Below are 26,420 nucleotides of genomic sequence, written 5' to 3' on the forward strand. Positions count from 1 at the left end.
CGGACGGCAGAGAATCGTATTTACAGGGGCTGGCCAGACAGATGTACTTCTGGGCGTGTCATGCGCATTCATGGTTTGTTCTGGTTTGGGGACGTTTCCGGCTTGTTAGCCGCTACGCCGTGCGAGAGGAATCTGGGACAAGAGTGCTGGCCGTGATTTCCTGACGCACGGCCAAGAAAAGTACGGCGAACCACCTCAGGAATTGGGGAGTCAGACGAAAGGCTGGAGGAACGTTTGCACAAATGCAGCCCGGCAGCAAGCCTCGGGTATAAACCCGATGCGCACCAGACGACGTGAAGGCAAAAGCGCTCATGAATAAATAATGATATTTAAGATGCCGACATCATAACACAATTGATATATTTTTCAAAAGATTCAAAGACCTACGGAATGTTTTTGTGTCAAGGTCATGACCATTTTTGTTTATGGGCAGCTTCATTCTCGACATCAGGCCTGGTTTCTGGCCGAATAATGGATTCTTTCTACGCGCTTGAGGATCGGGCCGTGACGATCACCAGATAGTTGCTGTGCTGGTTAGACGTGCCGGACCGGAAAAATACAACGAGATGACCGGTCTGATGCGAAATCGGCAGAAATGTTAATCACCTGTAAGCGCGCCGGGGAGGGTGTATAGTGGTGTATTTACCCGGAGCATGTCATGACATTCAGGGACTGGGCTGACGAGAAAGGCAACACACTGGCAAATCAAGATGACGAATGTGAAGTCCGTGCCGAGTGGGCCAAGTTTTACATGAAGAACCTGCAGGCGGGTTCGGTGCTGGTGTATGAATCAGCTTATCAAAAATTTGGCAGACAGCAACTGGACAGCATGCTTGATGAGCAGTGGCACAAAACAGATCTGCAATGGGTGCAGATCACGGAAAAGGGTGTGACCGACACGCATAAAGATGCACCCAACCGGCCAGGCAAAGGGCTCACCACCAAACATTGAGCTACCCAGGCCGTTATCCAGACCAATCAGCACAATATGCTGCAATAGGCCCGTCATGTCAGTCAATATTGATTATGTCGTCCTGCTATTGTCGCTTCAGTGGCACGTCAACAGCTCGGCTACCACAAGGAATTTGGACTTGCCGGACAATCCCGGAAAACGGACCTTATGATTCGCCGTAATAGGTTCAATTCCGGAGATGTATCCGGCCATTGATCAGTTGGGTCTGAATCCGCTGATAATCAGCTTGACGCCGAATCCCATCAGTACCACGCCGACCAATTGTTCCAGATACGCCTGCACATGCATGTAGCCGCGCCGAACCAAGGGGCGGGAAAAGGCCAGGGACACCATCACGCGCCACAGCAGGGAGGTCAGACTGATGCCGATCCAGATGGCCAGCTTGGTAGGCCATTGTGTGGATGGGGTGATTGTGACTGAAAAAATACTCACAAAAAACAGGGCGGTCTGCGCATTGGCCAGATCGGTAATCATTCCTCTGCGGAAATTCACGCTGGCGCTGGCGGGCAGTGCTGGCGTTCGATTATCAGCTGTATTGCCAATGACCGCCTTGGTGCGTCCCCGGGCCTGTCTGAACAGATTGAAGCCGTACCAGATCAGGTAGGCGCCTCCCAATATCTGAATGCAGGCGAATACGGTGTGACTGGTGGCGATAATGGTTGCCATGCCCACCAAACCAAGTGCTGCGTAGATTGCATCGCCTGTCGCAACCCCGGCACCGGCGGCGATGCCGGCCGATTTGCCCTGGGACAGGCTGGTCTGCACGATCAGAAAGAGATTGGGTCCTGGACTCAGAAAAGTGAGGGCGAATAGCCCGATGGCAGTGAGTACGGCATGGTAAGACATGCTAACGGTCCTTTTAGGCGAGAGGCAAAAAAACACTATAACGCGATGCGGACTGCAGCGGCGATTCCAAATGTGATATTGCTCAATGTGATCATGCAATATGCGGTGCTGGGAAGGGAACCGGCAGGGATCGCGTGGCGCCCCCGGGCACACAAGGAGCCAGCGGCAGAAGAGATGCCTTATTTATCGATTTCGGCGATAAACGCTTTGATCAGGTCCAGCGTTCGCGCTTCATCTTCCCGATAGGGTACGTGGCCAATGCCGTCCAGAATTTCGGCCCGACCGTGGTTTGCTGCGATCACGTGAGCGTGCTCGACAGAGCCGTATGGATCGCTGTCACCATGAACAGCCAGTTTTGGACACCGGATCTGCGCCAGTTCATTGCGTACATGCCAGTGTGAAAAGTCCTGTGATAACCAGGTATCGGTCCAGGCGTCCACAACCCAGCGGCTTTTGTCGCCGTGATATTTGTCCAGCCTGGACAGGTTCTCCGGCTTTGCGAAGTCCAGTTTGGCCTGGCGTATTCCGTCGAGTGTGAGTTCCTCGACAAACACCTGTGCGCCCATCGTAATGAGCCCTTGCAGGCATCGGCAAATTGCGCGGCTGCCTGCACTGCCATGGCGCCGCCGACACTGTGGCCACAAGCGATAAAGCGGTCGATATCAAATGCAGCAAGCACTTGCGGCATGACCTGTGTGGCTTCCTGGGCGATAAAGTCAGCCGTTAATGTGCCCGGATGGGGATCGGAGCGACCGAATCCCAGGCGGTCATAGGCAATAACCGGATGACCGGTAGCCAGCGCCAGTTTTTCCGGGAAGTCGCGCCAAAGAGGCACGCAGCCCAGTGAATCGTGCAGCAGGATAATCGGCGTCTGGCCGTTTGCCCCTGCAGGCGGCAAGGACCAGGATTGGGCATATAAACGGCCTTGGCTGGTCAGAATCTGGTGGGTATGCACTTCAGTTATTGTTGTATGCGTCTCTGTCATTGCTGCGGTCGGAATTTATGTCAATAAATAGGGCGGCCTGGCAGGATGGCTTAGCCGGGCTGACCGGGGTCTGTCGATAGCTTGTTGACGCATTATAGTGCTTGCTCCGGTTTTTGACTTCAGGTGATGCGCTCGGCTGCGATTGCACGGCACGGGCCATGCAAGGGCACACCATGTTGCCGCCAGCAGCTAAATGAGACTTCGTAGCGGGGTCGCCCGCAACTTATCCATCGCTGATTGATATGTAATTTTTATAGATAAAACAAAAAAATTTTTGGTTTTGGCGGGCTTTTCATTTGTCATACTGCACATTGCTCTATGCCAGGGGCAGCTGGCCCGGCAAATTGGCCAAAGCGCCCCTTTTACAGCGGCGCCCGGCGCCTTGATGGTGAAACCTTGTCGGCATCCCATGCAGGGCAGATGACAAGGCCACGCAAGTTCACAAAAAGCACAAGCAATACATACCAATAATCGGGAGACAAGATATGTTCATGACCAGATTTAATCGCAGGGCAGCCAGTATGGCGACCTGTCTGCTGCTTGGCAGCCCGCTGGCGCTCGCACCGTTTGCCGGCGCTCATGCCGAAACGTATCCCGATCAGCCGATCCGGCTGATCATTCCATATCCACCAGGCGGCGCAACCGACGTGATCGGTCGTATAGTGGGCAAAAATCTGGGGGACCAGATCGGCGGTCAGGTGGTGATTGAAAACCGAGGCGGCGCCGGCGGCAATATCGGCGCGGGCGAAGTTGCCAAAGCCCGACCGGATGGCTATACCCTGCTGATGGGGGCGCTCACCTCGCATTCTGTGATGTCCATACTGGAAAAAGGCAAGTTGAGCTATGATCTGCAAAAAGACCTCACCCCTGTTGGTGTAGTGGGTTCGGTGCCGCTGGTTGCGGTGGCCAATCCGTCCCTGAAGGTAACGACTTTGCCGGAGTTGGCAGACAACGCCAAAAAGAACCCGGGTAAGCTCAATTTTGCGTCCTCCGGCGCCGGTGCGCCGCAACGCATGGCCATGGAATTGTTCAAGCAGATCGCAGGCGTCAATATTGTGCATGTTGCCTATCGTGGCAGTGGTCCGGCCATGACAGACCTGGTTGGCGGGCAGGTCGAGGTTATGACTGAAACCGTACCGGCAGCCATCAGCTTTATCAAATCGGGACAGTTGCGGCCACTGGCTGTGTTAACGCCCGAGCGCATTTCCATGCTGCCTGATATCCCCACCGCCAAGGAGCAGGGTTATGACAATTACAATGTCAGCTCCCTGTTTGGAGTCATGGCGCCGGCCGGTACGCCCAAGGCGGTCCTGGACAAGGTGAACGCCGCACTGACCACGGCGCTGGCCAAGGATGAGGTTAAAAAACAATTGCTCGAGCAGGGGGTGTATGCCGATCCCCTGAGTATCGATGCTTCGGCAGAGCGCCTGAAGGCAGAGATTGCCCTGTGGGACAAAGTTATCAAAGACGGCAAGATCACCACCCGCTAATCACAATTGAGGTAAAGCAACATGTCCAGACGCAACCAGTCGGATGACAAGCCCGAAGCAACAGGCCTGAAAAAAGGCCTGACCAGTTACGGCGACAATGGTTTTTCTCTGTTCCTGAGAAAAGCGTTTATCAAGGGCGCCGGGTACTCGGATTCGGCGCTTACCCGTCCAGTTGTAGGCATTGCCAATACCGGCAGCGCTACAACCCGTGTCATGGCAATATGCCGCAACTGCTGGAAGCGGTTAAACGGGGCATCATGCTGGCCGGCGGGCTGCCGCTGGACTTTCCCACGATCTCCATTCACGAGAGCTTTTCGTATCCGACCAGCATGTACCTGCGCAATCTCATGTCCATGGACACCGAAGAGATGATTCGGGCCCAGCCGATGGACGCGATTGTCCTTATCGGCGGATGTGATAAGACCGTACCGGCCAGTTGATGGGCGCGGCCTCGGCGGGCATTCCGGCAATTGAACTGGTCACCGGTTCCATGCTCACCGGCTCGCATCGTTCAGAAAGAGTGGGCGCCTGTACCGATTGCCGCCGCTACTGGGGTAAATACCGGGCGCAGGAGATTGATGATCAGGAAATCGCAGATGTGAACAATCAACTGGTGGCCAGCGTGGGCACCTGCTCGGTCATGGGCACTGCCAGCACCATGGCGTGTCTGAGCGAGGCGCTGGGCATGAGTTTGCCAGGCGGAGCGAGTCCGCCGGCCGTGACGGCAGATCGCATGCGCATTGCCGAGCTGACTGGAGCCCAAGCCGTGCAAATGGCGCACGACAAGCTGACGATCGATAAAATTCTGACGCCCGATGCTTTTGAAAATGCCATGCGGGTATTGCTGGCCATCGGGGGCTCCACCAACGGCATTGTGCATCTTGCCGCCATTGCAGGACGGGTTGGCCTGGATATCGACCTGCAGGCGCTGGATCGTATGGGCAAGGACACGCCGGTGCTGCTCGATCTGAAGCCCTCGGGCCAGCACTATATGGAAGATTTTCACAAGGCGGGCGGCATGGCCACGCTGCTGCGTGAGCTCAAGCCTCTGCTCAAGCTTGATGCGCTGACCGTCACCGGACGTACCCTGGGTGAAGAGATCGAACGCGCCGGCCCCGGGTTTGCCCAGACAGTGGTAAAAAGCGCCGCTGATCCGATCTATCCACAGGGCGGCATTGCCGTTCTGCAAGGCAATCTCGCACCGGGCGGTGCCATTATCAAGCAGTCTTCGGCTGATGCCGGTTTGATGGAACACGAAGGGCGGGCGGTGGTGTTCGAAGATGCCGCAGATCTGGCGTTGCGCATTGATTCGGATGAGCTGGATGTGACCGCTGACGACATTCTTGTTCTCAAAAATATCGGTCCCAAAGGGGCGCCAGGTATGCCGGAGGCCGGCTATATTCCTATTCCCCGCAAGCTGGCGATCCAGGGGGTCAAGGATATTGTGCGCATTTCCGACGGGCGCATGAGCGGTACCGCCTTCGGTACGATCGTGTTGCACGTTACACCAGAGTCGGCCATTGGCGGGCCGTTGGCCTATGTGCAAAATGGCGACAGGATCCGCCTGAGCGTGAGCCAGCGCGAGATCTCCCTGCTGGTATCTGAACAGGAACTGGCTTTGCGCCGCGAGCGTGCGCCGGTGGTGGTGCCCAGCGCCGAGCGTGGCTATAAAAAGCTGTTTCTGGATACGGTGACGCAGGCAGACAAAGGGGTGGATTTCGATTTTCTGCGAGCCCCTCAAACGAAAGGCACGGTGCCGCGCTAGCTCAGCGTTGCGCCAGTTCCTGAACGCGGCGCCCGGCTGACAGCCAGGCGCCGCTCATGTCCATCGGGTTCCTGGCATAGTGCAGCATGGGCCATGGGCCGTTGGGATATGGAAACGGTCAGGGGCCTGCGTTGCCGGTGCCGAATACAGCCCGGGCCTGTTCGTGAATACAGGCAGCCAGTCTGGCGTGATGCCCATGCTGGTTCCAGACCAATCCGTTGCGCCTGACCAGCGTTCTTCCCGGCAACGGGATCTGTATAATGTCCAGCGATTGCCACATGGCAGACCAGTCGGGCACCAACGAGACACCCAATCCCTCGTGCACCATGACGGCAATTGAGGACAGGCTGTTGATCTCCAGGCGCTGCCTGGGGTGCAGGTCGTGGTCGCGCAGATAGCGATCGGCCAGTTGTCCGCCGTAAACGCTGCGATCATAACGAAGAAAGGGTTCGCTCGTCAGGACATCGTGAGCGTTGCGCCCCAGCATATGCGCAGGGGCAATCACTAGCAGCGGCTCTTCCATGAATTTTTGCCAGACGCAATGCTTTGCCACGGCAAACTGCGGCTCGACCACGATGGCTGCATCCAGTTCGCCGGCTGCCACCTTGCGACACAGCTCGATTGAGGCGCCCGGGGTCACAAAGACGGATGCCTCGGGATAAATGTCATAAAGCCGCTTCAGGATAGGCGGAAGGATATTGGTCATTGCGGAGACAAAGCAGCCCAGGCGCAGTTCGCCCTGATTGTTTCTGTCCATCGCCATGGCGCGCATGTCCCTGATCTGCCGAACGACCGAACGTGTACTTTCGATAATCCGCATGCCGCTTGCCGTAGGCTTGACCGACCGGCCTGAGCGGCGCACCAGCTCTACGCCCATGTCGTCCTCCAGCGCCTTGATGCGGGCGGCCACTGCCGCCGAGGTCAGATCAAGCCGCCGGGCGGCTTCGGCAAAAGAGCCGGCTTCGACAACGGTGATAAAACTCTGCAGATAATTAATGTCCATTATTTTTTATACCATATCAGGTTCGTGGACGATTGAAGTAAAACTGGCGGCGCATTCAATCTCCTTGTTATATGTAAGCGGCTGCGGTATCTACGCTGCCCAAGAGCCGGCCAGGACGGCCTTATTCAGTTGTGATCGGCGTTCTGATCGGGCCTGGTTGCCGGCCATGGATATTCCAGCTGCATCGCCACCACACTGGCTGTCGGCGCACCATAGCGCTTATCGATTGCTGCAAGCGTGCTGGTCAGCGCGACGGCTGGATGCATCATCTCAACCGCCGGAACTGCGGTGCCCTTATCCGACGCTGTAGCGGTGCGATCAGCCATGATCTGCATCCCGTTGCGCGAGATGATCGCACCGTGATCGGGTGCGAAGGTGGTGACGCGCGAGCGATAGGTGCGTGACCAGGCATCGGCCACCAGCGCCAGCGATACTTCGTCAATGCCCATATGCAACGACAGCGCCAACTGTTCCTTGCGCCAGAACGCCAGCGTGTTTTCAATAACGGTAAGGGCAAAGGGGCGGGTGAAGCGAAACGCTTGGCTGTCATGCGCCGCGCTCCATTGCGTCACGCCCAGATCGTTGCCAACGCGCTGTGCCGTCTTGCGGTCGGCGATGGCCTCGATCAGCGTGAGCATTGTCGGTATGGAGGCCGTAATGCCGGTCGTGGTGACAATGCCATTATCTACCACCCATCGACGGTTCGCTACATAATCGATAGCGGGATGGTTCTCCAGCAGCGTGTTCAGATAATACCAATGGGTTGTGGCGCGCCTGCCATCAAGCAGGCCGGCTTCTGCCACGACCTTTGCGCCGGCACAGACGCCGATAATGATTGCGCCTTTGGCTTTCTGATGGCGCAGCCACGCAATGACGGCAGGATCATTGTCATGGCTCATTGCCGGTACGATCACATAGTCTGCTCCTGTGGGGTAGCGGCGATCAAATTGCGCAGCGGTGGCATCGGCCCGCACGGTCAGTGCCGGATATAACCGAACCGGTCCGTCTTTTATGGAAAGCGCCATGACGTCGGCAATGCCGGCGCGTTTGAGAATGCCATAGGGCAACAGATAGTCTGTGGTTTCGGTCGCGTCATTCAGACCGATAATGGCCACCAGGGGGCGCTGGCGTTTTGGCGGTGCCAGGCTTGCAACTGCCGTGTCATACTCGTGCGAATCAGGTCCTGGCTGCGGGGAATGATTGCCTGGCTGGGGAAGGGTAAGCAGCCAGAGGGCGCCGGCCACTACCGATAGGGCGACAATGCCAATCACAACCAGCATAAAAATACGGAGTTTCATGGGCGTGGCCTCGGCGCTCAGCAACAGTGCTGATCAATATGGAAATTGGCTTGCCGGCCTGCCAGCTGCCAGGGCAGACAGCAAGCCCGCTACGTAAGGAAACGGTGGTAATGCTCAATAATATTTTATTATTAATTATTCATTTGTGTTTTAACACGAATGAATGCACCCGTTATGCGCAGCTGCGATAAACTGTGCAGATTGCTTTTTAGCGTAAATCAACGGAGATACGGTATGAAGATTGGTCTGATCGGTGCAGGTGCGGTAGGGCGTGCCTGTCTGATGTCCCTGGTCTATGCGGGGGGAGCGCGTGAGATTGTTCTGGTCAATCGCAATCATAAACGGGCTCAGGGCATGGTAGCCGACATTCAGTACGGTACTACATTGTTGCCGGCGGTTCATGTGCGGGCGGGACATTATGAAGACCTTGACCAATGCACGCTCGTCATTGTAACGGTAGGTGTGAATGAGAAAACCGGCGGCGCCACCGATCGTAGTGATGATGCCGGTCGCTTGCGACTGCTGGACGATAATGCAAAAATTTATCAGGACATCATCCCGAAAATCAATGCCGCGGCGCCCGGGGCCATCATCCTGGTCGTAACCGATCCACCGGACCCGCTGGCCGAGGTGGCTCGCCAGTACAGCAACGGTGCGCATGTGATCAGTTCAGGAACGTTGCTCGATTCCCAGCGCATGCGCTGTCATATTGCCCGTCACGCCGGCGTACACCCTGCGGCTGTTGAAGCCTGGTGTTGGGCGAACACGGGACTTCCCAGGTGTTTGTCTGGTCTGGTGTGCGTATCGGCGGTGTGCCACTGGCGCGGGTGCTGGATGTAAATGAAAAGGATTGTGAGGCGTTCCACAAGAAGATCGAGGAAGAAGTCAGGTTTGCCAATATCAGCATTATTGAAGGCACTGGCGCCAGTCAGCTGGGTATTGGCATGGTCACAGCGCATATAACCCGGACGATTTTGAACGACGAAAAACTGGTTGTGCCCATCGGGTCTCATATCGAAGCCTATGAGACGACACTGTCGCTCCCGTCGCTGCTTGGCAAGGAAGGTGTGCTGGAAACCTATATGCCGGCGCTGTCGGCGCAGGAAGAAGACGCGCTGGCTGCAAGTGCCACGGTGATCCGGCAGGCCTGGGAAGGCGTCGCCTGATCAAAAACGGGCAGGCGCCGTCGCCGCAGTCATCTGCGTCATGATCGGGCGGCCCTGCCGGCGGTAAGCCCCCTCGGGACGGCTTTTTTCAATAAAAAAATGTAGAAAAATTTATCCAGATCAATGTCGGGATGGTACCTGGGCGCTACTATTTGCCTGGACCTTTAATTCGGTGGCAGGCTCAAATCCCATACGCAGCAAGCAGGACCTGTCGGCGGTATTAAAGGTCTCTTTTTTTGCCCGGTTTTCTCACTGTCCTTCTGATTTTTTAACGCGCTTTGTCTTCGTTCTGTTGCCCGATGATCCGGTGCATTGCATCACTCAAAATCAATCACCGCCTCCTGCGTGTCTTTTAGATACCGCACGTTTACCGTATTGTTTTTCTGGATCTGCGCCATATGGTAGATTGGAATGACCTGGCTGCAAACTGTTTCAAAGGCAGGTCCGAATGCTGGCGCAATGCGTACACCCACGTTCAGCACAAAATGGTCATTGATCCGGGTTCCTGAATCTTCCACCGACACAATCGTGGCCTGGCCTGGCTCACCCGTCTGGTGGATCCGGCGATTATCGTTGGCGCCGGCGGACAATGACACAACAATCAGCACAATGCCGCTGATCATCAGGCACATCGAGATCACCAGGCAATAGATCGACACAGGGGGCAGCCATTCTTCTATCGGATAGAAAACATAGGAAAAGATACCGATGAAGGGGATCCAGGAAAGGGCGAATAATCGCCAACCCAGACTGGCTGCACTTTTTTTGTTGATCATAAACATGAGCTCACAGCAATATCTGCGTGTGACAGCAGTTTTGAGAGAATAGGAAATACGTACTGCTATAGAGTCATATTACTTCACTCTTATGACAAAAATAATAACGATACACATCGCTGCTTCACCAACGATCGTAGCCACTGAAACGGGGCAGGCCGCTTCCGCCGACTATCACCGCAATAAACCAGGCTGCGGTTTAGCGAGGCAAACGGTGGCCTGGCTACAAGCGGCGCCATGAGTGAATGCTGCATTTATGCCTCATTTGCAATATTAAAAAATATTTCATATGTAAGAGTATGTTCCGTCCGAAGGTAGCCGACCTGCCATCAGTCCGCTATACGGTTGTTTGCCGCCTGATATATGCCCAAGGCAAGCGAGTCGACTTATTCAGGTAATTATCCTGACATAAAGTCTGCCTATGATTTGCCGTATCCCGATCAGGTTGATCAATAGGCAACTGAAATATCTGAATATTGACCATTTCGGACAGCGGCCCGTTTGACTGACAGCCCTGATCAACAGTGAGCACCGCTCATACCCGCAAATTTGCCCCCTATTTTGATCGACCAGAACGCATCCCACGCGAGAGATGAACATGGATATCCCTCAGTTACAGAACCGGCCCGTCATAGTGCATACACCCATGCCCGAAGTGCTGCACTTCAAAAGCATGAAAGGGCAGGCCGGGCTGTCGCAGCTGTTTGAGTTCAATGTCGAACTGGTTGCCAAGACCTATATGCTGGACGTCCGGTCATTGCTGGGCAAGCCGCTTACATTGCAGGTGGAAACGTCCGCTGGTGCGCCGCATTATCTCAACGGACAGATTATCCGGTTCGAACTGGTTGGTCGTGAATTGCTCAATTCCGACTATTATGTTTACCGCGCTACAGTACGCCCCAGCTTATGGTATCTGACTCAGTCCAGAGACAATCGAATTTTCCAGAATAAGTCGGCGGTGGACATTATCAGGCAAGTGCTGGGCACTTACAGCTTTGGTGTGGAATATAACCTGACCGAGTCTTACCGCGACTGGGAATATTGCGTGCAATATCAGGAATCGGATTTTGATTTTGTCAGCCGGCTGATGGAGCATGAAGGCATTTATTACTGGTTCCGTCACGAGAACGGCCAGCATACGCTGGTGCTCACAGACGATATGTCAACACACGAGCCGGCGCCGGGCTATGATACCTATACCTTCTACGATGGCCAAATGCACATGCTTGCACATGAAGAGTTCGTCTCGGACTGGCATGTACAGGCGCAGATCACGCCTGGCGGCTATGCAACGGTAGACTACGATTTTCGCAAGCCTGGTGCGCGCCTGGACTCGACCAGCAAGAATGCTGTAGCGGCCAATACAGACAAGCTGGAGATCTACGAGTGGCAGGGTGGCTATCAGGAAGTGGACCACGGTGAAAAATATGCCCGCCTGCGGCTGCAGGAGATCCAGGGCGCCAGAGAGCAGGTGCTTGGCATATGCAATATTCGCGCCGTTGAGCCGGGGCGCCTCTTTACCTTGCGCAACCATCCGCGCCGTGCCGAAAACCGTGAATACCTTTGCGTATCGGCCACCTACAATATGAGTGTGGCCGGTTACTCCTCCGGCACCGGACAAGAGGATCATTTTGAAGTGATCTTTCGCGCGTTGCCATCCAATATTCAATTTCGTGCGCCTCGGGTCACGCCACAGCCCAAAACCAGTGGGCCGCAAACGGCCCGCGTCGTAGGCCCGGCCGGCGAAGAGTTGTGGACTGATCAGTACGGCCGCATCAAGGTCATGTTCCACTGGGATCGCCTGGCGACCGGAGATGAAAACAGTTCCTGCTGGATTCGCGTATCCAGTCCGTGGGCGGGTGGCGGTTTTGGCGGGCTGCAACTGCCGCGCATCAATGACGAAGTGGTGGTGGATTTTATCGGCGGCAATCCGGATCGACCGGTCATTCTGGGACGGGTTTATAACGCGCAGAACATGCCGCCGGTGTCACTGCCGGCCAATGCGACGCAAAGTGGCTTTCGCAGCCAGTCTGTATTCGGTGACCCCAGCATGCGCAACCAGATGATCTTTGAGGACAAGCTGGGCCAGGAACTGGTGGACATGCGGGCGCAACTGGATATGCTGCTGACTGTCGTGCAGAATATGACGGTGAACATAGGTTCAAACCTGAAGACGACAGTGGGCGAAACGGAAACGCGTGATGTGACCGGGACCCGTACCACGCACATTATCGGGCATGAAAAAGAAACGTTCGATGCGGGTGTTCATCGCGAAATCACCAGTGGCGGCCTGGTCGATAATATCAAAGGTGGTGCAACCACAAAGATACTGACGGGAAACAATGTTTTCCGGGTTGAAGCAGGCACCAACACCGTTTATGTCAAGTCGAATGAGACGCATACCATCGACGGCACCTTGCACCAGGATGTGAAGGAAGCGGCAACGCTGCACTATAAAAACAAGCTCACGCGCACGGTCGCGCAGACCGAGGATGTTACGGTAACGGGCGCAGCCACGCATAATTATGAAAGCACATTTACTTCCAATCATGGAGGAAAGGTGCTTTTTGATGCAACCGACCAGGACTTTGAGATCCTGTGTAAAAAGTATTCGATTACCGCGTCCAGCGGCGAGATAAAGAACGTGACCTCGCACGCGATCAATAACTACAAGGCTGGCAGGGACACCACCGTGACCGGCGTCGATACCAAAGTGGTTTCGGTGCTTGGCATAGACGTGATGCCGCTCAAAATGTCGATAACCGGGGCGGTGAATTTTTCGTATTCGACCCTTGCGTATCAAATACAGCCGGTTCGGCTCGCGCTCCGGGGTGTCGCCATGCAGGTGGATGGCTTGAACCTGGCCGCAGCGGCGCTGAAGTTCAGCAATCAGGCGGTTAAAGTCGATGTTAGCGGGGCGAGTTGGAAAGCCGATGGAATCGATCTGCAGACCCGCGGCGCGCAAACCAAATTGCAGGCCCTGGGCGTTACCCTTGCCGGTTTGAAACTATTTGCTTGACGGAGAAGCTTTAAATGCCAATTTTACAAGGCCGAATCGGATCCAGTGTGACGCTGATCGATGTGATGATACTGGGGCCTCGCCCCAATTTTGGTCCTAAAGTCACCATGATCCCCAATCCGCTGTCCCGGGTCTTTACGCCCGGGTTGGATCTGGAATGTTGCCCTATGCCTACGATGATAACCTGGGCCAATGAAACCGGGATATTGGGCGTGTTGGTGCCAGTGGTCAAATGCTTTGCGACCAAATTCATCAATGTCAGCTTCCGGGTTTTTCCGGCGCCTTGCCGGTTTGTCGCTGGATTTCCATGGGTTTGAGCAATATTATCAATGGTCTTTTATCCACCAATTTGATCCCGTCGCCTAACCGGATTTTTGTTTTTTCCTGAACAAAGAGCCCATCCCGGGATCTGTTGCCTGAGCCGTGTTGCGAGGCGTCGCTTCCTGGCGCTCAGACGATCTACTCGTTATTGTCACTGGGATCTTGCCTGTTGCGTCCATAGCTCGGCCTCATGCAGGTAATCTCGGTGCGGCAGAGCGCCGGGTTGGCGCAGCAATGCGCCGTCAGAAACCAGTGCTCGATGAAACAGCGTGTCATGCAGTATGACTGATTCAAACTGTGTATGGCGCAAATTGGCTCGGGAAAAATCGGCCCGGGTCAGATCCGAGCGATTCCATCTGGCGTTTTCTAAATCGGCTTCATGCAAGATGCTTTCTGTCATATTACAGTCTGTGAAGCGTGCGTTGGTGGCCACGGCCTGTATCCACATGCTTTGCGATAGCAGGGTTTCCGAAAACTGGACTGACAGTGCGTCGGACTCGATGAATATGGCATTGGTGCAATCGCATGCGTTGAAGCTGGCATTATTCAGCCGGCTTTCCTGGAAATTGCATCCTGCAAGGTAACAGTCCTGGAAAATGGCCTGCTTCAAATCGCTCTTGACGAAAGGGCATTGCTGAAACGTAAGTCCGGTGAAACGTTGCCCGCAGAGCAAGGTTTCGTTCATAACGGTTTTTTCAAAATAGCAATCATCGAACCGCGTCTGCCTCAGGTCGTTGCGGAAAAATACGCTGATTTCAAAATGACTACCGACAAAATCGGTCTGCGCCAGATTGGTTTCGAAAAAGGTCGTTTTTTTGCATTCCGTTTGCGAAAAAATGGCGGCACTCAGGTTCGTCTGGCCGAATGTGCAGCTATCGACGGTTGCCTGCGGAAAAAGCGCTTTTGCCAGTTGGCATTCAACAATGGAGCATTCCCTGAGCGACGCATGAGAAAAGCTGCTTGCGTTAAGCTCACAGCCGGAAAACAGGCAACGCAGCAAGTCTGCGTGTTCAAAAACGGAGCTGTGAAAGCGGCAGTTAGTGAAAACGATGTTATCCAGGCGCGATCCGCTAAAGTCGGTTCCGCTGAAATCTACCTTGTCGAAAACACGACCCGACAGCTCTGTATTTTTAAGGGAGAGACCGGCAAAATTTTTTTCTTGTATCGGCTCGTAACTATCGAGGCAGTCAAAGAACTGTTGGCGGGTTGAGGGCGAAATCATGGGCGCACAGCATCCTGTTGAGCGTATGAATCTCGATACAAGGGGTAGCGCTTGGTATGCTCGGTGTAAATATTTTGGATCAAGGTTGTGTTATCCATGCGTACTTCGGAAATGTCGGCAGTGCAAAAGTTCGCATGACGCAGATCCGCGCCGCGCAAATCTGCCTTGGTCAAAATAGCGGAGGTGAAGTCGACCTGATTAAAAAGACTATCGCGTAGATCGGCGGATTTGAGCACGCAGTGATGCATATCGGCGCCAGTAAAGTCGGCGTTGCGCAGATCGGCCAGTGTCAGGTCGCAATACTGGAGCCTGGCCTTCTGGGCCTGGATGCCGTGCAGGACGGTGCCCTTGAAGCTGCACCCCTTTAGCGTGGTTTCCTGAAATGCACAGCGGCGAATTTTCAGCTTGTATATGAACGAAACGCCATCAAGCCGCGCTTGCGAAAAGTTAATGGTGTCCATATCGCAGGCGACAAAACCGGCGCTTTTTTGTTGCGATTGTTCGAAATTCACATTGACCAGGGTCGTTTGCTGGAAGATGGTTTGCGAGAATCTTGCCTGGTAAAAGCTGCTATTTTCAAAGTGGCACTGCACGAAAATGGTTTTGTCGGCGCTGGAGGCATCAAAGCGACATGTCGAGAATCGTGCATGCATGTTGTTCAACACATCCTGCCACTGGGTTTGCCGGAAGTCGCAACGGGAAAATTCCGTTTTGTGCAGAATGACTTTTTTCAGTCTGGAGCCGGAAAAACTGCTTCTTTCAACTTGGGTTTCCCCCAGGTTAGTGCCGTTCAATTCGCAATCTGTAAAGCTTGCATCCTGGATAGAGGCTCTGCTGAGGATGACGTCTGTAAGATTGCAACGGTGAAAGACAGCACCGTTCAGATTGGCGCCGGATAAGTCCGAACCCGAGATGTCCGCATCGACAAATTCCAGGCTGGACAGATCTGCGCCAGCAAGATCCATGTCCTGAATGGACTGTCCGTCAGCATAACGTTGTTGGGCTTTGGTACGTTTTTTGTGGGCAACGTGGCTGTCGACAATGATTTTTCCGCCGATCAGGTGCGCCGAATATAGATTGATTTTCCCCAGTTGCTTGCGTGCCTGCTCACGCTGCTGCTTCATGTCTTTCAGTTTTGCCGTCGTGTTATCTGGATCACCGTGCTGCTGCGACCATTTTTCCCAGTCGGCTTCGAGCTTTTCCTGCTGTTTCGTCAATTCTGCGAAGGCATCCTGCATTTTTTGACGATCTGCCGGAGCGGGCGAATCAATATGCCTGCCGATTTCCTCAATCTGCGCAGCTTCCAGTGCAGGAGCGGCGGCTTCGGTGTCCTTCGATTCGGAGCGTTGCGGGTCGACGGCATTCAGTTCCGACAATTGTTGGCGCGCGCTTTGTTTTTGCGCTTCCAATTGCGCCATCGCATCGGCCTTGAGTTTTTGCATCCGTTCGTGCAATTCGGGCATATGCTCCGGATCCGCGGGAAATGGCGGGCCTACAAACTCAGGGACCAGCGCATTGAGCTCGTTGCGTTCACTGTCCGGTAAGTGCGCGCCATGTTTATCCAGAAATGCACGGATCTGCGCTCTCTTGCGCTGCTCTAATTTATGCGCGTTGTCCAGGAATGGGCTTTGCAACTGGGGCTTTGTATCCAGCCAGTCTCCCATGATGGACTTGGGAACCAGGTCGCGATCACGCAAGGTATACAGCGCCCGTTTCCATGTCATTGCGCTGGTCAAAAATCTCGCGGTAATAGGACTTGGTTTTTGGCTGGTCCGGCAGTTCCATGGCCGGCAGTATGGCCAACGCGTCTTCCGCGTAGGACTGTGCAACGGGCAACGCGCCATGATACATCAGAATAGCGTGCCGGATATTCGGCAAGAACCATACTGTGGTCGGCCTCAGGTCGACCTCCAGGAACGCTTCGTGTTCCGGTTCACTGGCGCTGGAAATTTTCTGCAATACGAAGCATCTTGCCTTCCAGTCAGGCAGGTTGCCGCTCCAGCAATGTTGTTCGGGATGCATATTCCATATGCGAAACGATGAGCCTAAAGGCAAGCGATCGCGATCTGGCCAGCGCTGATCGGGTTCGGCTGCGTTGAACAGCCGAGGGTCCATATCGGGGAAGAATGCATTTATGTCGTTTTGCATCCATTCCTGGCTGAACGTACCTACCTGCGAGTAACGGCGTGGGCGTGTCAAAAGGACCGGGCCGAAAGAGGCAGGAAGTATGACCTGATCCTGTCGCTGCATGGTGCTGGTGGGCGCCTCTACGTTGGGTAAGCGCCGCACCCAACTGCCATTGATCCACTCCCGATCGCGACCCTTGCCGCCCGGGTTTTCGGCAAAATCCGCACCCCCATATGCATGGCTCCAACTGACAGGCATTTCATCGAATGCTTGCGGTGAGGTCATGGTACCGTCCAGCCAGTAGCGCTCGCCGGAAACCAGCAAACTTTTTTCCAGTTTGTCTACCTGTACCCGTATCGCGCAGCGCGTTTTATCCTGCTGATGCGCGGTATACGCCTTGCCGCTGACAAGAAATTCCGGTACAGGTTTTGGCAGGACGAGATCCAGAATACCTTCGCAATCCATATCCTGCAAAAGGTGGGTGGTCAGTTCGGCATCGGGCACGAGTTTCGGGGATTCGCCGTTGAAATCCACCAGCGCATAAACGACGATACCTAGATGGCTTTTTTCATGTAACCCGAACGGGCGGGTCAAGACACCCAGTCGCAGAGGTTTGACTGTTTTCATTGTTGCTTATCGAACCACGTACGTGGGGATCAACTCATGTGAATTTGATCGCCGTTGATTTTCATGACTTCCTGCGCGGTCAGCGTGGTATAGCCACCATGTACTCGGGTCAGTTTCTCTGCTTCGTAGTCGATGGTCTGCGCCCTTACGTGATCGACTTCCTTGACATGTCGGAAACAAAGGCGTGCCACGCTTTTGAAGCTGTCCGACATCAGTCCGATCACATTCGAAAACAAGTTAGTGCTACCGAGGACAGCGTCGAGTTTCTTTCCAAGATAGTTCATTTGGCCTATCTTCATGATTGCCGAATCGTTTTCCTGCTCATGGTTTGGGGAAGTCAGCTTTACCGCCTGATCGCTGTGGATATGTGTCAGCATGGCTGAATGCACTTTCACGGTACCCGCTTCGCTGCGGATCGTCATATCTCCTGTTACCGAGAGTGTGACCGTCGTGTTTTCAGGGCGCGCGATGATGGCGAGCAGAAAAACGCGATCGCGATCCGGGCCGCTGACCAGGACTTCATCCCCGATTTGCGGTTCGACCAGACAACTGAGCGCCCGGGCGCAGTGCCAGTTGGCGCCATCGCACTGCACGGTACAAATGCCATTATCAATACTGAGGACGTGGCCCACGAGCTGTATCGGGTCGTAAGCCGGTAGTTGGGGACGGGTCACCAGCATCAATTGATTCCTGTTCGGGTAAATGGATAATCTCGTCTATTGTCGCAAAGCATTGCGACACCGATATGACAGTTTGATTTCACCATGCTTGTTGTTGTTCTTCACGAATGAATCGAGATAAAAAGCCCCAGTCCTGTTGCGAGGACTGCGGATCCAGTCCCAGTCGTAATTCGCGTCCATCGTCCAGAAATAGCACCGGCACCGCCTTGCCCTCCTGCAGGTCACGCAACTGGAGTGTGGAAACGGGTTCGGTGATTTTGTATTGTCGATGCTGCGCTTGCGGGTCGGACAAGATCAGGCGCAATACCGGCTTGCTGTTAATGACATGATGCGTGTCCTGTATGCTAACCAGCAGCAAGCTGCGCATTTCGCTATTTTCCAGTACACGGGTGTTGCGCGTATTGTTCAGTTGCAGAGCGCGGTGCGATGCGCGTAATCCCAGACCAAACAAAAGCGCTGCCAGTACAAGCGGCGCGCACAGGAGCAGGATGGGCGCGTAAACGGATTCCCCCGGATGAACGAGAACCGGATACATGCTTAGCAGGGAAAACGGGATTGCTGCGATGCCCAGCCAGATCATCCTGCTGGCGCGATACTGTAAACGTTCGATATGCGGTTTTTCGTCTGTCTTGTTCATTTGCGGGTCAGCTGATTCTCGGGTGAGGTTTCTCGCGCGAGTAGCGGAGCTGGTTTTTTTAGACTAGAAATAACCCACTAAAATGACATCATGAAGACAATACTTATTTTTTACATTTTGCAAAATTTTAGGGTTCGGGCGGGCCAGGGGACGATGTGTCCGTGCCCGATCCGAGCCGCGTGGTGAACTCGCGTGCCACAGGATGCCGGTCGTTATGACGTATTCCTCCCCTGAAGTTGTCGTATCAGCCTTATTTTCGGCCCAGCGCTTTATGCGCATACTATGGCTGTAGACGACAGTGTCTGTCGCTCACGAACTAACGGAGAATACACATGAAATATGTCGATGGTTTTGTTGCTGCGGTGCCGACTGCCAACCGCGAAGCGTACATTAAGCATGCCTCAGAGGCTGCAGAGGTTTTCAAGGAACTGGGCGCGTTAAGTGTTGTCGAGTGCTGGGGCGATGAGGTGCCGGACGGCAAAGTCACCTCTTTTCCCATGGCGGTGCAATGCAAGCCGGATGAAACCGTGGTGTTTGCCTGGATTACGTGGCCTTCCAAAGAGGTACATGACGAGGGCATGAAGAAAATGATGGAAGATCCGCGGATGCAGCCAGACGTGAATCCTATGCCTTTCGATGGCAAACGTTTGATATTCGGCGGATTTGTTCCGGTTGTTAACGTGTAGGTTTGCCAGGCGCGTCGGTATGGCGCGCTGCAATGGTCCTCTTTGCCGTTGCTGCCTCCATGCAATAGCGCGGCCCGGCAAGGCCCATCGCGATATCATCAGAAACCGGCACGGTGCGATTGCGCTGTGGTCGGTTTTCTGCCCGTAATCGCCCCCGCTATGTGACACAGCGGCGGGTAGCCTATAAAATACCAGATACTTAATCCTGCCTGGTGTCTGCGTTTCTGCCAATGGTTGGTCATGCAGCGCAATCGGGCAATCTGTCTGGATATTGCATTATGAGAAAAACCCTGTTGTTGCTTGCCGGCTCATGCTCGCTGCTGGCTGCATGCGCCGCTCCGCCGGTTGTAGCTCCGTTGACCGAATCACAATTGCAATCGATGAGCTGCCGGCAGATCGGACGCGAAACCGATAAACTGAATCTGCAGGTAGATCAATTGCGCGGCAACGACGCTGTATTCGGACCGGACGAGAGCCAGAAGCAGGCCGCCATCTCTGCAGCGGAGTTCCGCCTGCAGCAATTACGAACGCAAAGTGTCAGAAAGCTTTGCACGTTCGGCTAAAAACAGGATAGTCATGTTTAAAAATACGGCAGGGCGCGCGATAGGTATCATGGCGCTGGGGTTGATCGCAGCATGTTCAACCGGCACTGATCATTCAAAAAATGCAGAATGCGGACGCATCAATTCACGCATCATGATGGCGCCGGCGCTGGAGCAGGGGACAATTTCCTGTCCCGCAACAGTGCGGACCAGCGTGCCGATGCGCATCGCGAAAGAGCGCGTCGCATGGGCTGCGACTGATTGCAGACCCGGCATCGTCCACCATGGGGCGGCGGCCACAGCCATTACAGCATAGCACAGCGTGAGGCCAGCCGCAGCCTGCTGAACCGGAGCCTCAGAGATGAACCCACAGGACAAAAACGGCAAACTTGATTACATCGAGTTCACCGTCAGTGACATTGCCCGCAGCTGCAAATTCTATGCGAGTGCCTTTGGCTGGTCCTTCAAGGACTATGGGCCGCATTACTGTGAATTTACCGACGGGCGCTTTACCGGGGGCTTTGCTCAGGGCGAGCCGGTAAGCCCAGGCGGTGCGCTGGTCATTCTATATGCAGATAATCTGGCGCATATGCAGGCGCGCATCGAGCGTGCAGGGGGGCGGATTATCAAACCCGTCTTCGCATTTCCTGGCGGTCGGCGCTTTCACTTTGCCGACCCGGATGGCCATGAGCTTGCTGTGTGGTCAGATCAACAGGATTAAGCCTGTACTGATTGTTTCTGTTTCCTGACCAGGTCCACACCCTGGTTGGCCAGGGCATCTGCCCGTTCGTTGCCCGGGTCGCCGGCATGGCCTTTGACCCACTTCCAGGTGACATCATGCCTGGCAACCTGTTCATTGAGCAACAGCCACAAATCGACGTTTTTTACCGGTTTTTTATCGGCCGTCTTCCAGTTGCGCGCCTGCCAGCCCGCCATCCATTCGCAGATTCCCTTTTGTACGTATTGTGAGTCCACATGCAGGGTGACGTTGCAACTGCGTTTGAGTGCCCGCAAGGCTTCGACGACGGCCATCATTTCCATGCGATTGTTGGTGGTTTGCGCCTCGCCGCCGAAAAGGGTTTTTTCATGCGGCCCCTGGCGCAGCAGTACGCCCCAGCCGCCGGGGCCGGGGTTGCCCTTGCAGGCGCCGTCTGTCCAGATATTGACTTGTGGTTTATCCATGAGGTTCTTTAAAAAGCTGACGTACATCGCGGCGGGATATGGCGGCTTCGCCGCGGGCGAATTTTTTCTTTTTCTTGCCTTTCCAGGAGGGGCCGATCAGCGTCATTCCGTGGGCACGCTTGACTGCGGCCAGCAAGTATACGGCGCCTGCGACGGGCCACCATCGATCGCCTGCCTGGTTCATGAAATTCCACCGGTTCAGCCACCGCTCCGTATGGCAGGCGGGAGTGTAACAGCCAAAGTAGCCCCGGTCTACCTCGAATGACAGCAGTTTCATCCAATCTTTCAGACGCGTGACCGATACCTGGCGCGAGGCGGCCACCGGCATCCACGGCTTGCGCAGCGGCATGCGCGAGCGCAGGCCCCACAGGCTCCAGGGATTGAATCCGGAGATAATCAGACGGCCTTCGTGTACCAATACCCGCTCGGCTTCACGCAGGACCAGATGCGGGTTGTCGGCGCATTCCAGAATATGAGGCAGGATCAGCAAATCGATGGAATTGGAGGCCAGCGGAAGGGCGTCCAGCTGCGCCTGGACAAATCGGGTATTGGGGTAGTGGGTGCAATTGTTAAAGCTGTCATCTGTCAGAATGATTTTGGTGCGCATTCTGTTATGATGCAAAAAATTCCAGTCAGGCAGACCGACCTGGACCGCGTTGAATCCAAAAGAGTCGGCCACAATCTGATCAAATTTTGATGATTCCCATTGTATGACGCGCTGGCCAGGGTCTGTATTGAACCAATCTGCCAGATTGATGATTCGCGAATGGATTTGTTTCACTGATTCCTCGGTATAAATGCGGCGCCTTAAGTAAAGAGACTATCTGATGACTATAAAAATCTGGCCGATCAGCGCGTTCAGCGACAATTATATCTGGGCAATTGTACAGGCTGATCAGGCGGTTGTCGTTGATCCTGGTGACGCGGCCCCGGTGCTGGCTTACCTGCGCGATCAAGGGTTAACCCTGAGCAATATTCTCCTTACCCATCATCATGCCGATCATGTCGGCGGCGTAGCCGAGCTGGTCCAACGTACCGGCGCCACGGTTTATGGCCCGCCGGGCCCCGATATTCCCTGTCGCGATGTCCAGCTCAGGGAAGGAGATCAGGTCAATCTGGGTATATTTGGGCAGTTTACCGTTTTGGAAGTTCCGGGCCATACGCTGGATCATATTGCCTACTTCGGGCAGGTCGATGAGCGAAATGTGCTGTTCTGCGGCGACACGCTGTTCGCGACAGGCTGTGGCAGGCTATTTGAAGGAAATTCTAGACAAATGCAACAAAGCCTTGATAAATTTAGAAAATTGCCTCACAATACGTCCGTCTATTGTGCTCACGAATACACCTTGGGCAACATCCGCTGGGCACGTACCGTCGATCCGCACAACCCTGATCTGGAGCAATGGCAGCGCGAAGCAGAAACATTGCGCAACAACAATCAGGCTACCGTTCCAACATCGCTGGAACACGAACTCAAAACCAATCCTTTCATGCGAACGGATGAACCGGTTGTCATAACAGCAGCCGAACAGCATGTTGGTCATTCTTTGGACCACCCCGAGAATGTGCTTGAAGTATTACGTGAGTGGAAAAACCAATTCTGAGACTGCCAAGATGAACTTAGTACGATTTTTTCTGGTGGGTTGTGTCGTCGCGCTGACCGGCTGCGCTTCTTCCGGCGGGGGCAAATACAGCGAGACGGTCAACTACCACGGCCCCAATCGCGATGTCTGGGACCGCGTGCGCAAAGGGTTCGATATGCCCACCCTGCAGGATGAAAAAGTCGCTTACTGGACCAATTACTACGCTGCCCGCCCGGGTTCAGTCCAGACCATGGCGTCCCGCTCCGGCAAGTATATCTATCACATTACCAAAGAGCTCGAAAAACGCAATATGCCCACCGAACTGGCCTTGTTGCCGTTTGTAGAGAGTGCATACAATGCCACGGCATTGTCCCGCTCACGGGCGGCAGGACTGTGGCAGTTCATTCCCAGTACTGGTACGCACTACAAGCTGAAACAGGACTGGTGGAAAGACGATCGTCGCGATCCGGTGGAATCGACGCGCGCGGCGCTCGATTATCTGTCTTATCTTTATACCTTCCAGGGTAACGACTGGCATTTGGCGCTGGCTTCGTACAACTGGGGTGAGGGTGCCGTCAAGCGCGCCAGAGCCCGGGCCGGTGGCGGTGGCTATCTGGACCTGAGGATGCCTTCGGAAACCCGTAATTACGTACCCAAGCTGATGGCCATCCGCAATATTGTGGCCAATCCGGCCAAGTATGGCATCACGTTGCCAGCCATTCCGGACAAACCGTATTTCGAGAAAGTGCGGCGCACCAAGGATATTGACGTGGCAGTGATGGCGCGGCTGGCTGGTATTTCCGTGACCGATTTCAAGGAACTGAACCCATCGTTCAATCGTCCGACGCTATTGGCACAGCATGACCCCAATATTCTTCTGCCGGTTTCGGCAGTAAAAACCTACAAGAAGAACCTGGCCAATTACACAGGTCCGCTGGCTACCTATAAAGGTTACCAGCCGGCACCGGGTGAATCGCTGGCGTCCATCGCCCAGGCGCATGGCATTTCTCTGAGCAAGCTCAAATCGCTCAACGGCTATTCGTCGCGCCAGAGCGTTGCACTATCCTCAAGGACACTGATGTTGCCGGTACAGCGTGATTTTGACACCGACTCCATTGTTCCTCGCGGCCTGCCGCCAACGGCGCCTGATGGCAACCGACGCGATTCCGACAGCATGCTGGCAGACAATACGTCGCCACCCGTATCACCGGCCGCGCCCACTCCTGTGGTCGAGCCGCGCGCTTATGCAGCCAATGCGCCCACATCGACACTACGCCAGACATCCGGTGCTTCGGCTGGCGTACGCCAGGTAGCAAGCAATACACGCAATACATCCGGGGCGACACCGCGCGCGGTCGTATGGGACACGGGCGGCAATCAGCCTGCGCCGCGTAACGCGCCTGCTGCGACTGACGATCCGCTGGCCGCGCTGGTTGCCCAGAACGAGGCCGGCACGCCTTCCGTCAATCGTGAATCATTACGTTATGTTGCCCAGGCTGCGCCAGCAGGATATCAGGGTGCAGTACGTCCGGCTACCGCCACAGTGCGCGCGCCAGCGCTGGCCCAGCAGGCTGCACCGGCAGTTCGCGCAGCTGCCTACCGTCCCCGTGCAGCAACGACAGCACGACCACCCGAGCACTTTGTCACACAGGGCGAAACCCTATACTCGCTGGCTAAACGCTACGGTACAACGGTTGACGATCTGAAGGCACTGAACAATATCGGTGCCGAGGGACTCAAGGCGGGCTTGCGTCTGAGACTGCCAGGAACGGCAATCCGCGGTTAATTGCCGGGAACCCACGCGACTAAATCTTCCCGAATCACTGCGCAATGCCTTTGCATTGCGCATTTTTTTTATAATGGCCATCATTGAAAAACAATTAGGACAGCAAATGGGCTTTCTTGCAAATAAACGAATACTGGTCACGGGCGTCATTTCGAACCGTTCAATCGCCTATGGCATTGCCACCGCTTGCAAAGCGCAAGGAGCTGAACTGGCTTTCACCTACGTCGGAGACCGTTTCAAGGACCGCGTGACTGAATTTGCCGCTGATTTCGGCAGTGCCATTGTGATTCCCTGTGATGTGGCTGAAGACGCGCAGATTGACGCCGCTTTTGAGCAGCTGGCGCAGCACTGGGATGGGCTTGACGGGCTGGTGCATTCCATCGGCTTTGCGCCTCGCGAAGCGATTGCCGGCAACTTCCTGGACGGGCTGTCCCGCGAAGGCTTCCGTATTGCCCATGATATTTCGGCGTACAGCTTTCCTGCCATGACCAAGGCTGCATTGCCATTGCTCAAGCGCGCCGGGGATCGGTGCTGACACTGACCTATCTGGGTGCGGAAAAAGCCATACCTAATTACAACACCATGGGTCTGGCAAAGGCGTCTCTGGAAGCCAGTGTTCGCTATCTGGCCACCGCCCTGGGCGCCGAAGGCCTGCGCGCCAACGGCATTTCCGCCGGCCCGATCAAAACGCTTGCTGCCAGCGGCATCAAGGATTTTTCTTCCATCCTCAATTTTGTCTCGGCTCACGCACCGCTCAAGCGCAATGTCACCATTGAAGATGTGGGCAATACGGCAGCGTTCCTGCTGTCGGACCTGGCTGCGGGTATCACGGGTGAAATTGTGCATGTAGATGCCGGATTCTCCACCGTCGTACCAGGCATGTCTTAAGGATTGAACCATGCGACAAATTATTCTCGATACAGAGACAACCGGCTTTGACCCGGCAGAAGGCGACCGGATCGTCGAGCTCGGGTGCGTGGAACTGATTGATCGTCAGTTCACCGGGAATAATCTGCATATTTATTTCAATCCCGACCGGGACAGTTCGCCCGGCGCGCTTGAGGTGCACGGGCTGACCACCGAATTTCTGTCACAGTTCAATCGGTTTGAAGACGAAGCGACACGGATTTTCGAGTACCTGAAAGGGACCGAAATCTATATTCATAATGCCTCATTTGATGTCAAGTTCCTGAATGCGGAATTTGCACGGGTAGGCATGCCGTCTATCGACAAAACTGCCGCCGCGATCCACGATACGCTGGCCATGGCGCGTGAACAGTACCCGGGCAAGCGCAACAGTCTGGATATGCTGTGCGAGCGACTGGGTATTTCGAACGCGCACCGTACTTTGCACGGCGCCTTGCTGGATGCCGAGTTGCTGGCCGAAGTGTGGCTGGCCATGACCCGGGGCCAGTTTGGCCTGGTCATGGAGCACAGCGATCAGCCGCGCCAGCAGGAAGGTCAGCCGGTGGTGGCGCAATTTGATGCGACGGTCCTGCGCATCGAAGTGGCGACGGAGGCTGAACTGGCCGAGCACGCGGCCTATCTGGACGGACTGGACCAGGCTGCGGGTGGCCTCAGTTTGTGGCGCAAGCTGACCGAGCCTGCCCCTGCCGCCTGACTCTCCCTTTTTGTAAGCGCCCTTGCAATGCCTTGGCCATCGTGCGTAGCACCGGCCAGAGTTCCTGGGTGCGAAGCCGCTCGCT

Annotated in this window: 26 protein-coding genes and 3 pseudogenes; 15 read left to right on the forward strand and 14 right to left on the reverse strand. The window is 55.0% G+C overall.

What is annotated here, in order from left to right; all coding sequences use genetic code 11:
• Positions 1–658 precede the first annotated feature (658 nt).
• Positions 659–952 carry a hypothetical protein gene (locus TKWG_RS05355; RefSeq protein ID WP_014749855.1) on the forward strand — a complete coding sequence of 98 codons (294 nt, stop codon included), beginning with the start codon at positions 659–661 and terminating at the stop codon, positions 950–952.
• Between the two features lie 216 nt (positions 953–1,168).
• Here the strand turns inward: TKWG_RS05355 and TKWG_RS05360 are convergent, their stop codons facing one another.
• From TKWG_RS05360 to TKWG_RS26900, 3 genes are all read right to left on the reverse strand, one after another.
• Positions 1,169–1,819: a homoserine/threonine efflux transporter gene (locus tag TKWG_RS05360; protein ID WP_014749856.1), complete on the reverse strand. Its 651-nt coding sequence runs from the start codon at positions 1,817–1,819 to the stop codon at positions 1,169–1,171.
• 179 nt (positions 1,820–1,998) lie between these two features.
• Entirely contained in the window at positions 1,999–2,121 is a 123-nt protein-coding gene (locus tag TKWG_RS26895) for a hypothetical protein (RefSeq protein ID WP_407636891.1), read from the reverse strand.
• Positions 2,118–2,804, reverse strand: coding sequence for an alpha/beta fold hydrolase (locus tag TKWG_RS26900; RefSeq protein ID WP_407636892.1), 687 nt, complete (start codon positions 2,802–2,804; stop codon positions 2,118–2,120). The genes TKWG_RS26895 and TKWG_RS26900 overlap by 4 nt, the downstream gene beginning before the upstream one ends.
• A gap of 485 nt (positions 2,805–3,289) precedes the next feature.
• Between TKWG_RS26900 and TKWG_RS05370 the strand changes: the two genes are divergently transcribed.
• Together TKWG_RS05370 and TKWG_RS05375 are read left to right on the forward strand one after the other, a co-directional pair.
• A complete protein-coding gene (locus TKWG_RS05370; RefSeq protein WP_014749858.1) occupies positions 3,290–4,294 on the forward strand; it encodes a Bug family tripartite tricarboxylate transporter substrate binding protein in 1,005 nt (334 codons plus the stop codon).
• Positions 4,295–4,315: 21 nt separating this feature from the next.
• Positions 4,316–6,059: pseudogene (locus tag TKWG_RS05375) on the forward strand (IlvD/Edd family dehydratase).
• A gap of 118 nt (positions 6,060–6,177) precedes the next feature.
• On the opposite strand, the gene TKWG_RS05380 reads toward TKWG_RS05375, so the two are convergent.
• On the reverse strand, positions 6,178–7,062 hold the full coding sequence (locus TKWG_RS05380) for a LysR family transcriptional regulator (RefSeq protein WP_014749861.1): 885 nt from the start codon (positions 7,060–7,062) through the stop codon (positions 6,178–6,180).
• Positions 7,063–7,187: 125 nt separating this feature from the next.
• The gene (locus TKWG_RS05385; RefSeq protein ID WP_041709887.1) at positions 7,188–8,360 is read right to left on the reverse strand and encodes a DJ-1/PfpI family protein; all 1,173 of its coding nucleotides are present in this window, start codon (positions 8,358–8,360) and stop codon (positions 7,188–7,190) included.
• A 234-nt stretch (positions 8,361–8,594) separates the two neighbouring features.
• Here TKWG_RS05385 and TKWG_RS05390 point away from each other — a divergent pair, with 234 nt between their 5' ends.
• Positions 8,595–9,200, forward strand: a complete 606-nt coding sequence (locus TKWG_RS05390) for a lactate/malate family dehydrogenase (protein ID WP_014749863.1) — start codon at positions 8,595–8,597, stop codon at positions 9,198–9,200.
• Complete coding sequence (locus tag TKWG_RS23945) at positions 9,140–9,526, forward strand: Rossmann-fold NAD(P)-binding domain-containing protein (protein ID WP_202947770.1); 387 nt, start codon at positions 9,140–9,142, stop codon at positions 9,524–9,526. The genes TKWG_RS05390 and TKWG_RS23945 overlap by 61 nt, the downstream gene beginning before the upstream one ends.
• Positions 9,527–9,843: 317 nt before the next feature.
• Here TKWG_RS23945 and TKWG_RS05395 read toward each other — a convergent pair whose 3' ends face one another.
• Complete coding sequence (locus TKWG_RS05395; RefSeq protein ID WP_148274479.1) at positions 9,844–10,302, reverse strand: hypothetical protein; 459 nt, start codon at positions 10,300–10,302, stop codon at positions 9,844–9,846.
• 598 nt (positions 10,303–10,900) lie between these two features.
• On the opposite strand from TKWG_RS05395, the gene TKWG_RS05400 reads away from it, so the two are divergent.
• Both TKWG_RS05400 and TKWG_RS05405 read left to right on the forward strand, forming a co-directional pair.
• Positions 10,901–13,321 carry a type VI secretion system Vgr family protein gene (locus tag TKWG_RS05400; RefSeq protein ID WP_148274480.1) on the forward strand — a complete coding sequence of 807 codons (2,421 nt, stop codon included), beginning with the start codon at positions 10,901–10,903 and terminating at the stop codon, positions 13,319–13,321.
• 14 nt (positions 13,322–13,335) lie between these two features.
• On the forward strand, positions 13,336–13,638 hold the full coding sequence (locus tag TKWG_RS05405) for a hypothetical protein (protein WP_014749867.1): 303 nt from the start codon (positions 13,336–13,338) through the stop codon (positions 13,636–13,638).
• Between the two features lie 155 nt (positions 13,639–13,793).
• On the opposite strand, the gene TKWG_RS24585 is transcribed toward TKWG_RS05405, so the two are convergent.
• The 6 genes and pseudogenes from TKWG_RS24585 to TKWG_RS05430 form a co-directional block, all read right to left on the reverse strand.
• Positions 13,794–14,252 carry a pentapeptide repeat-containing protein gene (locus tag TKWG_RS24585; protein ID WP_407636913.1) on the reverse strand — a complete coding sequence of 153 codons (459 nt, stop codon included), beginning with the start codon at positions 14,250–14,252 and terminating at the stop codon, positions 13,794–13,796.
• Positions 14,253–14,297: 45 nt separating this feature from the next.
• A pseudogene (locus TKWG_RS26905) lies at positions 14,298–14,864 on the reverse strand (pentapeptide repeat-containing protein); the annotation flags it as partial.
• Positions 14,861–16,588 (reverse strand): pentapeptide repeat-containing protein, encoded by a 1,728-nt coding sequence (locus TKWG_RS05415; RefSeq protein WP_171815124.1) that lies wholly within the window; start codon positions 16,586–16,588, stop codon positions 14,861–14,863. The pseudogene TKWG_RS26905 and the gene TKWG_RS05415, both read right to left, overlap by 4 nt.
• Positions 16,554–17,618 (reverse strand): DUF2169 family type VI secretion system accessory protein, encoded by a 1,065-nt coding sequence (locus TKWG_RS05420; RefSeq protein WP_014749870.1) that lies wholly within the window; start codon positions 17,616–17,618, stop codon positions 16,554–16,556. Before TKWG_RS05420 ends, TKWG_RS05415 begins: the two co-directional genes overlap by 35 nt.
• A gap of 29 nt (positions 17,619–17,647) precedes the next feature.
• Positions 17,648–18,298, reverse strand: a complete 651-nt coding sequence (locus tag TKWG_RS05425) for a DUF3540 domain-containing protein (protein ID WP_014749871.1) — start codon at positions 18,296–18,298, stop codon at positions 17,648–17,650.
• Positions 18,299–18,377: 79 nt separating this feature from the next.
• Positions 18,378–18,935, reverse strand: a complete 558-nt coding sequence (locus tag TKWG_RS05430) for a hypothetical protein (protein ID WP_014749872.1) — start codon at positions 18,933–18,935, stop codon at positions 18,378–18,380.
• 332 nt (positions 18,936–19,267) lie between these two features.
• Here TKWG_RS05430 and TKWG_RS05435 point away from each other — a divergent pair, with 332 nt between their 5' ends.
• The 4 genes from TKWG_RS05435 to TKWG_RS05450 all read left to right on the forward strand — a co-directional run bounded on the left by TKWG_RS05435 (position 19,268) and on the right by TKWG_RS05450 (position 20,884).
• A complete protein-coding gene (locus TKWG_RS05435) occupies positions 19,268–19,621 on the forward strand; it encodes a DUF1428 domain-containing protein (protein ID WP_014749873.1) in 354 nt (117 codons plus the stop codon).
• Between the two features lie 278 nt (positions 19,622–19,899).
• Positions 19,900–20,184 carry a hypothetical protein gene (locus TKWG_RS05440; RefSeq protein WP_041709065.1) on the forward strand — a complete coding sequence of 95 codons (285 nt, stop codon included), beginning with the start codon at positions 19,900–19,902 and terminating at the stop codon, positions 20,182–20,184.
• Positions 20,185–20,197: 13 nt separating this feature from the next.
• On the forward strand, positions 20,198–20,479 hold the full coding sequence (locus tag TKWG_RS05445; RefSeq protein ID WP_041709068.1) for a hypothetical protein: 282 nt from the start codon (positions 20,198–20,200) through the stop codon (positions 20,477–20,479).
• Between the two features lie 45 nt (positions 20,480–20,524).
• A complete protein-coding gene (locus tag TKWG_RS05450) occupies positions 20,525–20,884 on the forward strand; it encodes a VOC family protein (protein ID WP_014749876.1) in 360 nt (119 codons plus the stop codon).
• Here the strand turns inward: TKWG_RS05450 and rnhA are convergent.
• Entirely contained in the window at positions 20,881–21,345 is a 465-nt protein-coding gene (gene rnhA, locus TKWG_RS05455; RefSeq protein ID WP_014749877.1) for a ribonuclease HI, read from the reverse strand. The two genes, TKWG_RS05450 and rnhA, sit on opposite strands and share 4 nt — an antisense overlap.
• Positions 21,338–22,126: a class I SAM-dependent methyltransferase gene (locus tag TKWG_RS05460; RefSeq protein WP_014749878.1), complete on the reverse strand. Its 789-nt coding sequence runs from the start codon at positions 22,124–22,126 to the stop codon at positions 21,338–21,340. Before TKWG_RS05460 ends, rnhA begins: the two co-directional genes overlap by 8 nt.
• Positions 22,127–22,172: 46 nt before the next feature.
• Here TKWG_RS05460 and gloB point away from each other — a divergent pair, with 46 nt between their 5' ends.
• The 4 genes and pseudogenes from gloB (at position 22,173) to dnaQ (ending at position 26,335) form a co-directional block, all read left to right on the forward strand.
• The gene (gene gloB, locus TKWG_RS05465; RefSeq protein ID WP_014749879.1) at positions 22,173–22,949 is read left to right on the forward strand and encodes a hydroxyacylglutathione hydrolase; all 777 of its coding nucleotides are present in this window, start codon (positions 22,173–22,175) and stop codon (positions 22,947–22,949) included.
• Positions 22,950–22,959: 10 nt separating this feature from the next.
• Positions 22,960–24,714 (forward strand): lytic transglycosylase, encoded by a 1,755-nt coding sequence (locus tag TKWG_RS05470; RefSeq protein WP_041709889.1) that lies wholly within the window; start codon positions 22,960–22,962, stop codon positions 24,712–24,714.
• A 106-nt stretch (positions 24,715–24,820) separates the two neighbouring features.
• Positions 24,821–25,602, forward strand: a pseudogene (fabI, locus tag TKWG_RS05475) (enoyl-ACP reductase FabI).
• Between the two features lie 10 nt (positions 25,603–25,612).
• Positions 25,613–26,335 carry a DNA polymerase III subunit epsilon gene (gene dnaQ, locus TKWG_RS05480; RefSeq protein WP_014749881.1) on the forward strand — a complete coding sequence of 241 codons (723 nt, stop codon included), beginning with the start codon at positions 25,613–25,615 and terminating at the stop codon, positions 26,333–26,335.
• The last annotated feature ends 85 nt before the right edge of the window (positions 26,336–26,420 follow it).

The organism is Advenella kashmirensis WT001, from assembly GCF_000219915.2.
Lineage (GTDB): Bacteria > Pseudomonadota > Gammaproteobacteria > Burkholderiales > Burkholderiaceae_B > Advenella > Advenella kashmirensis.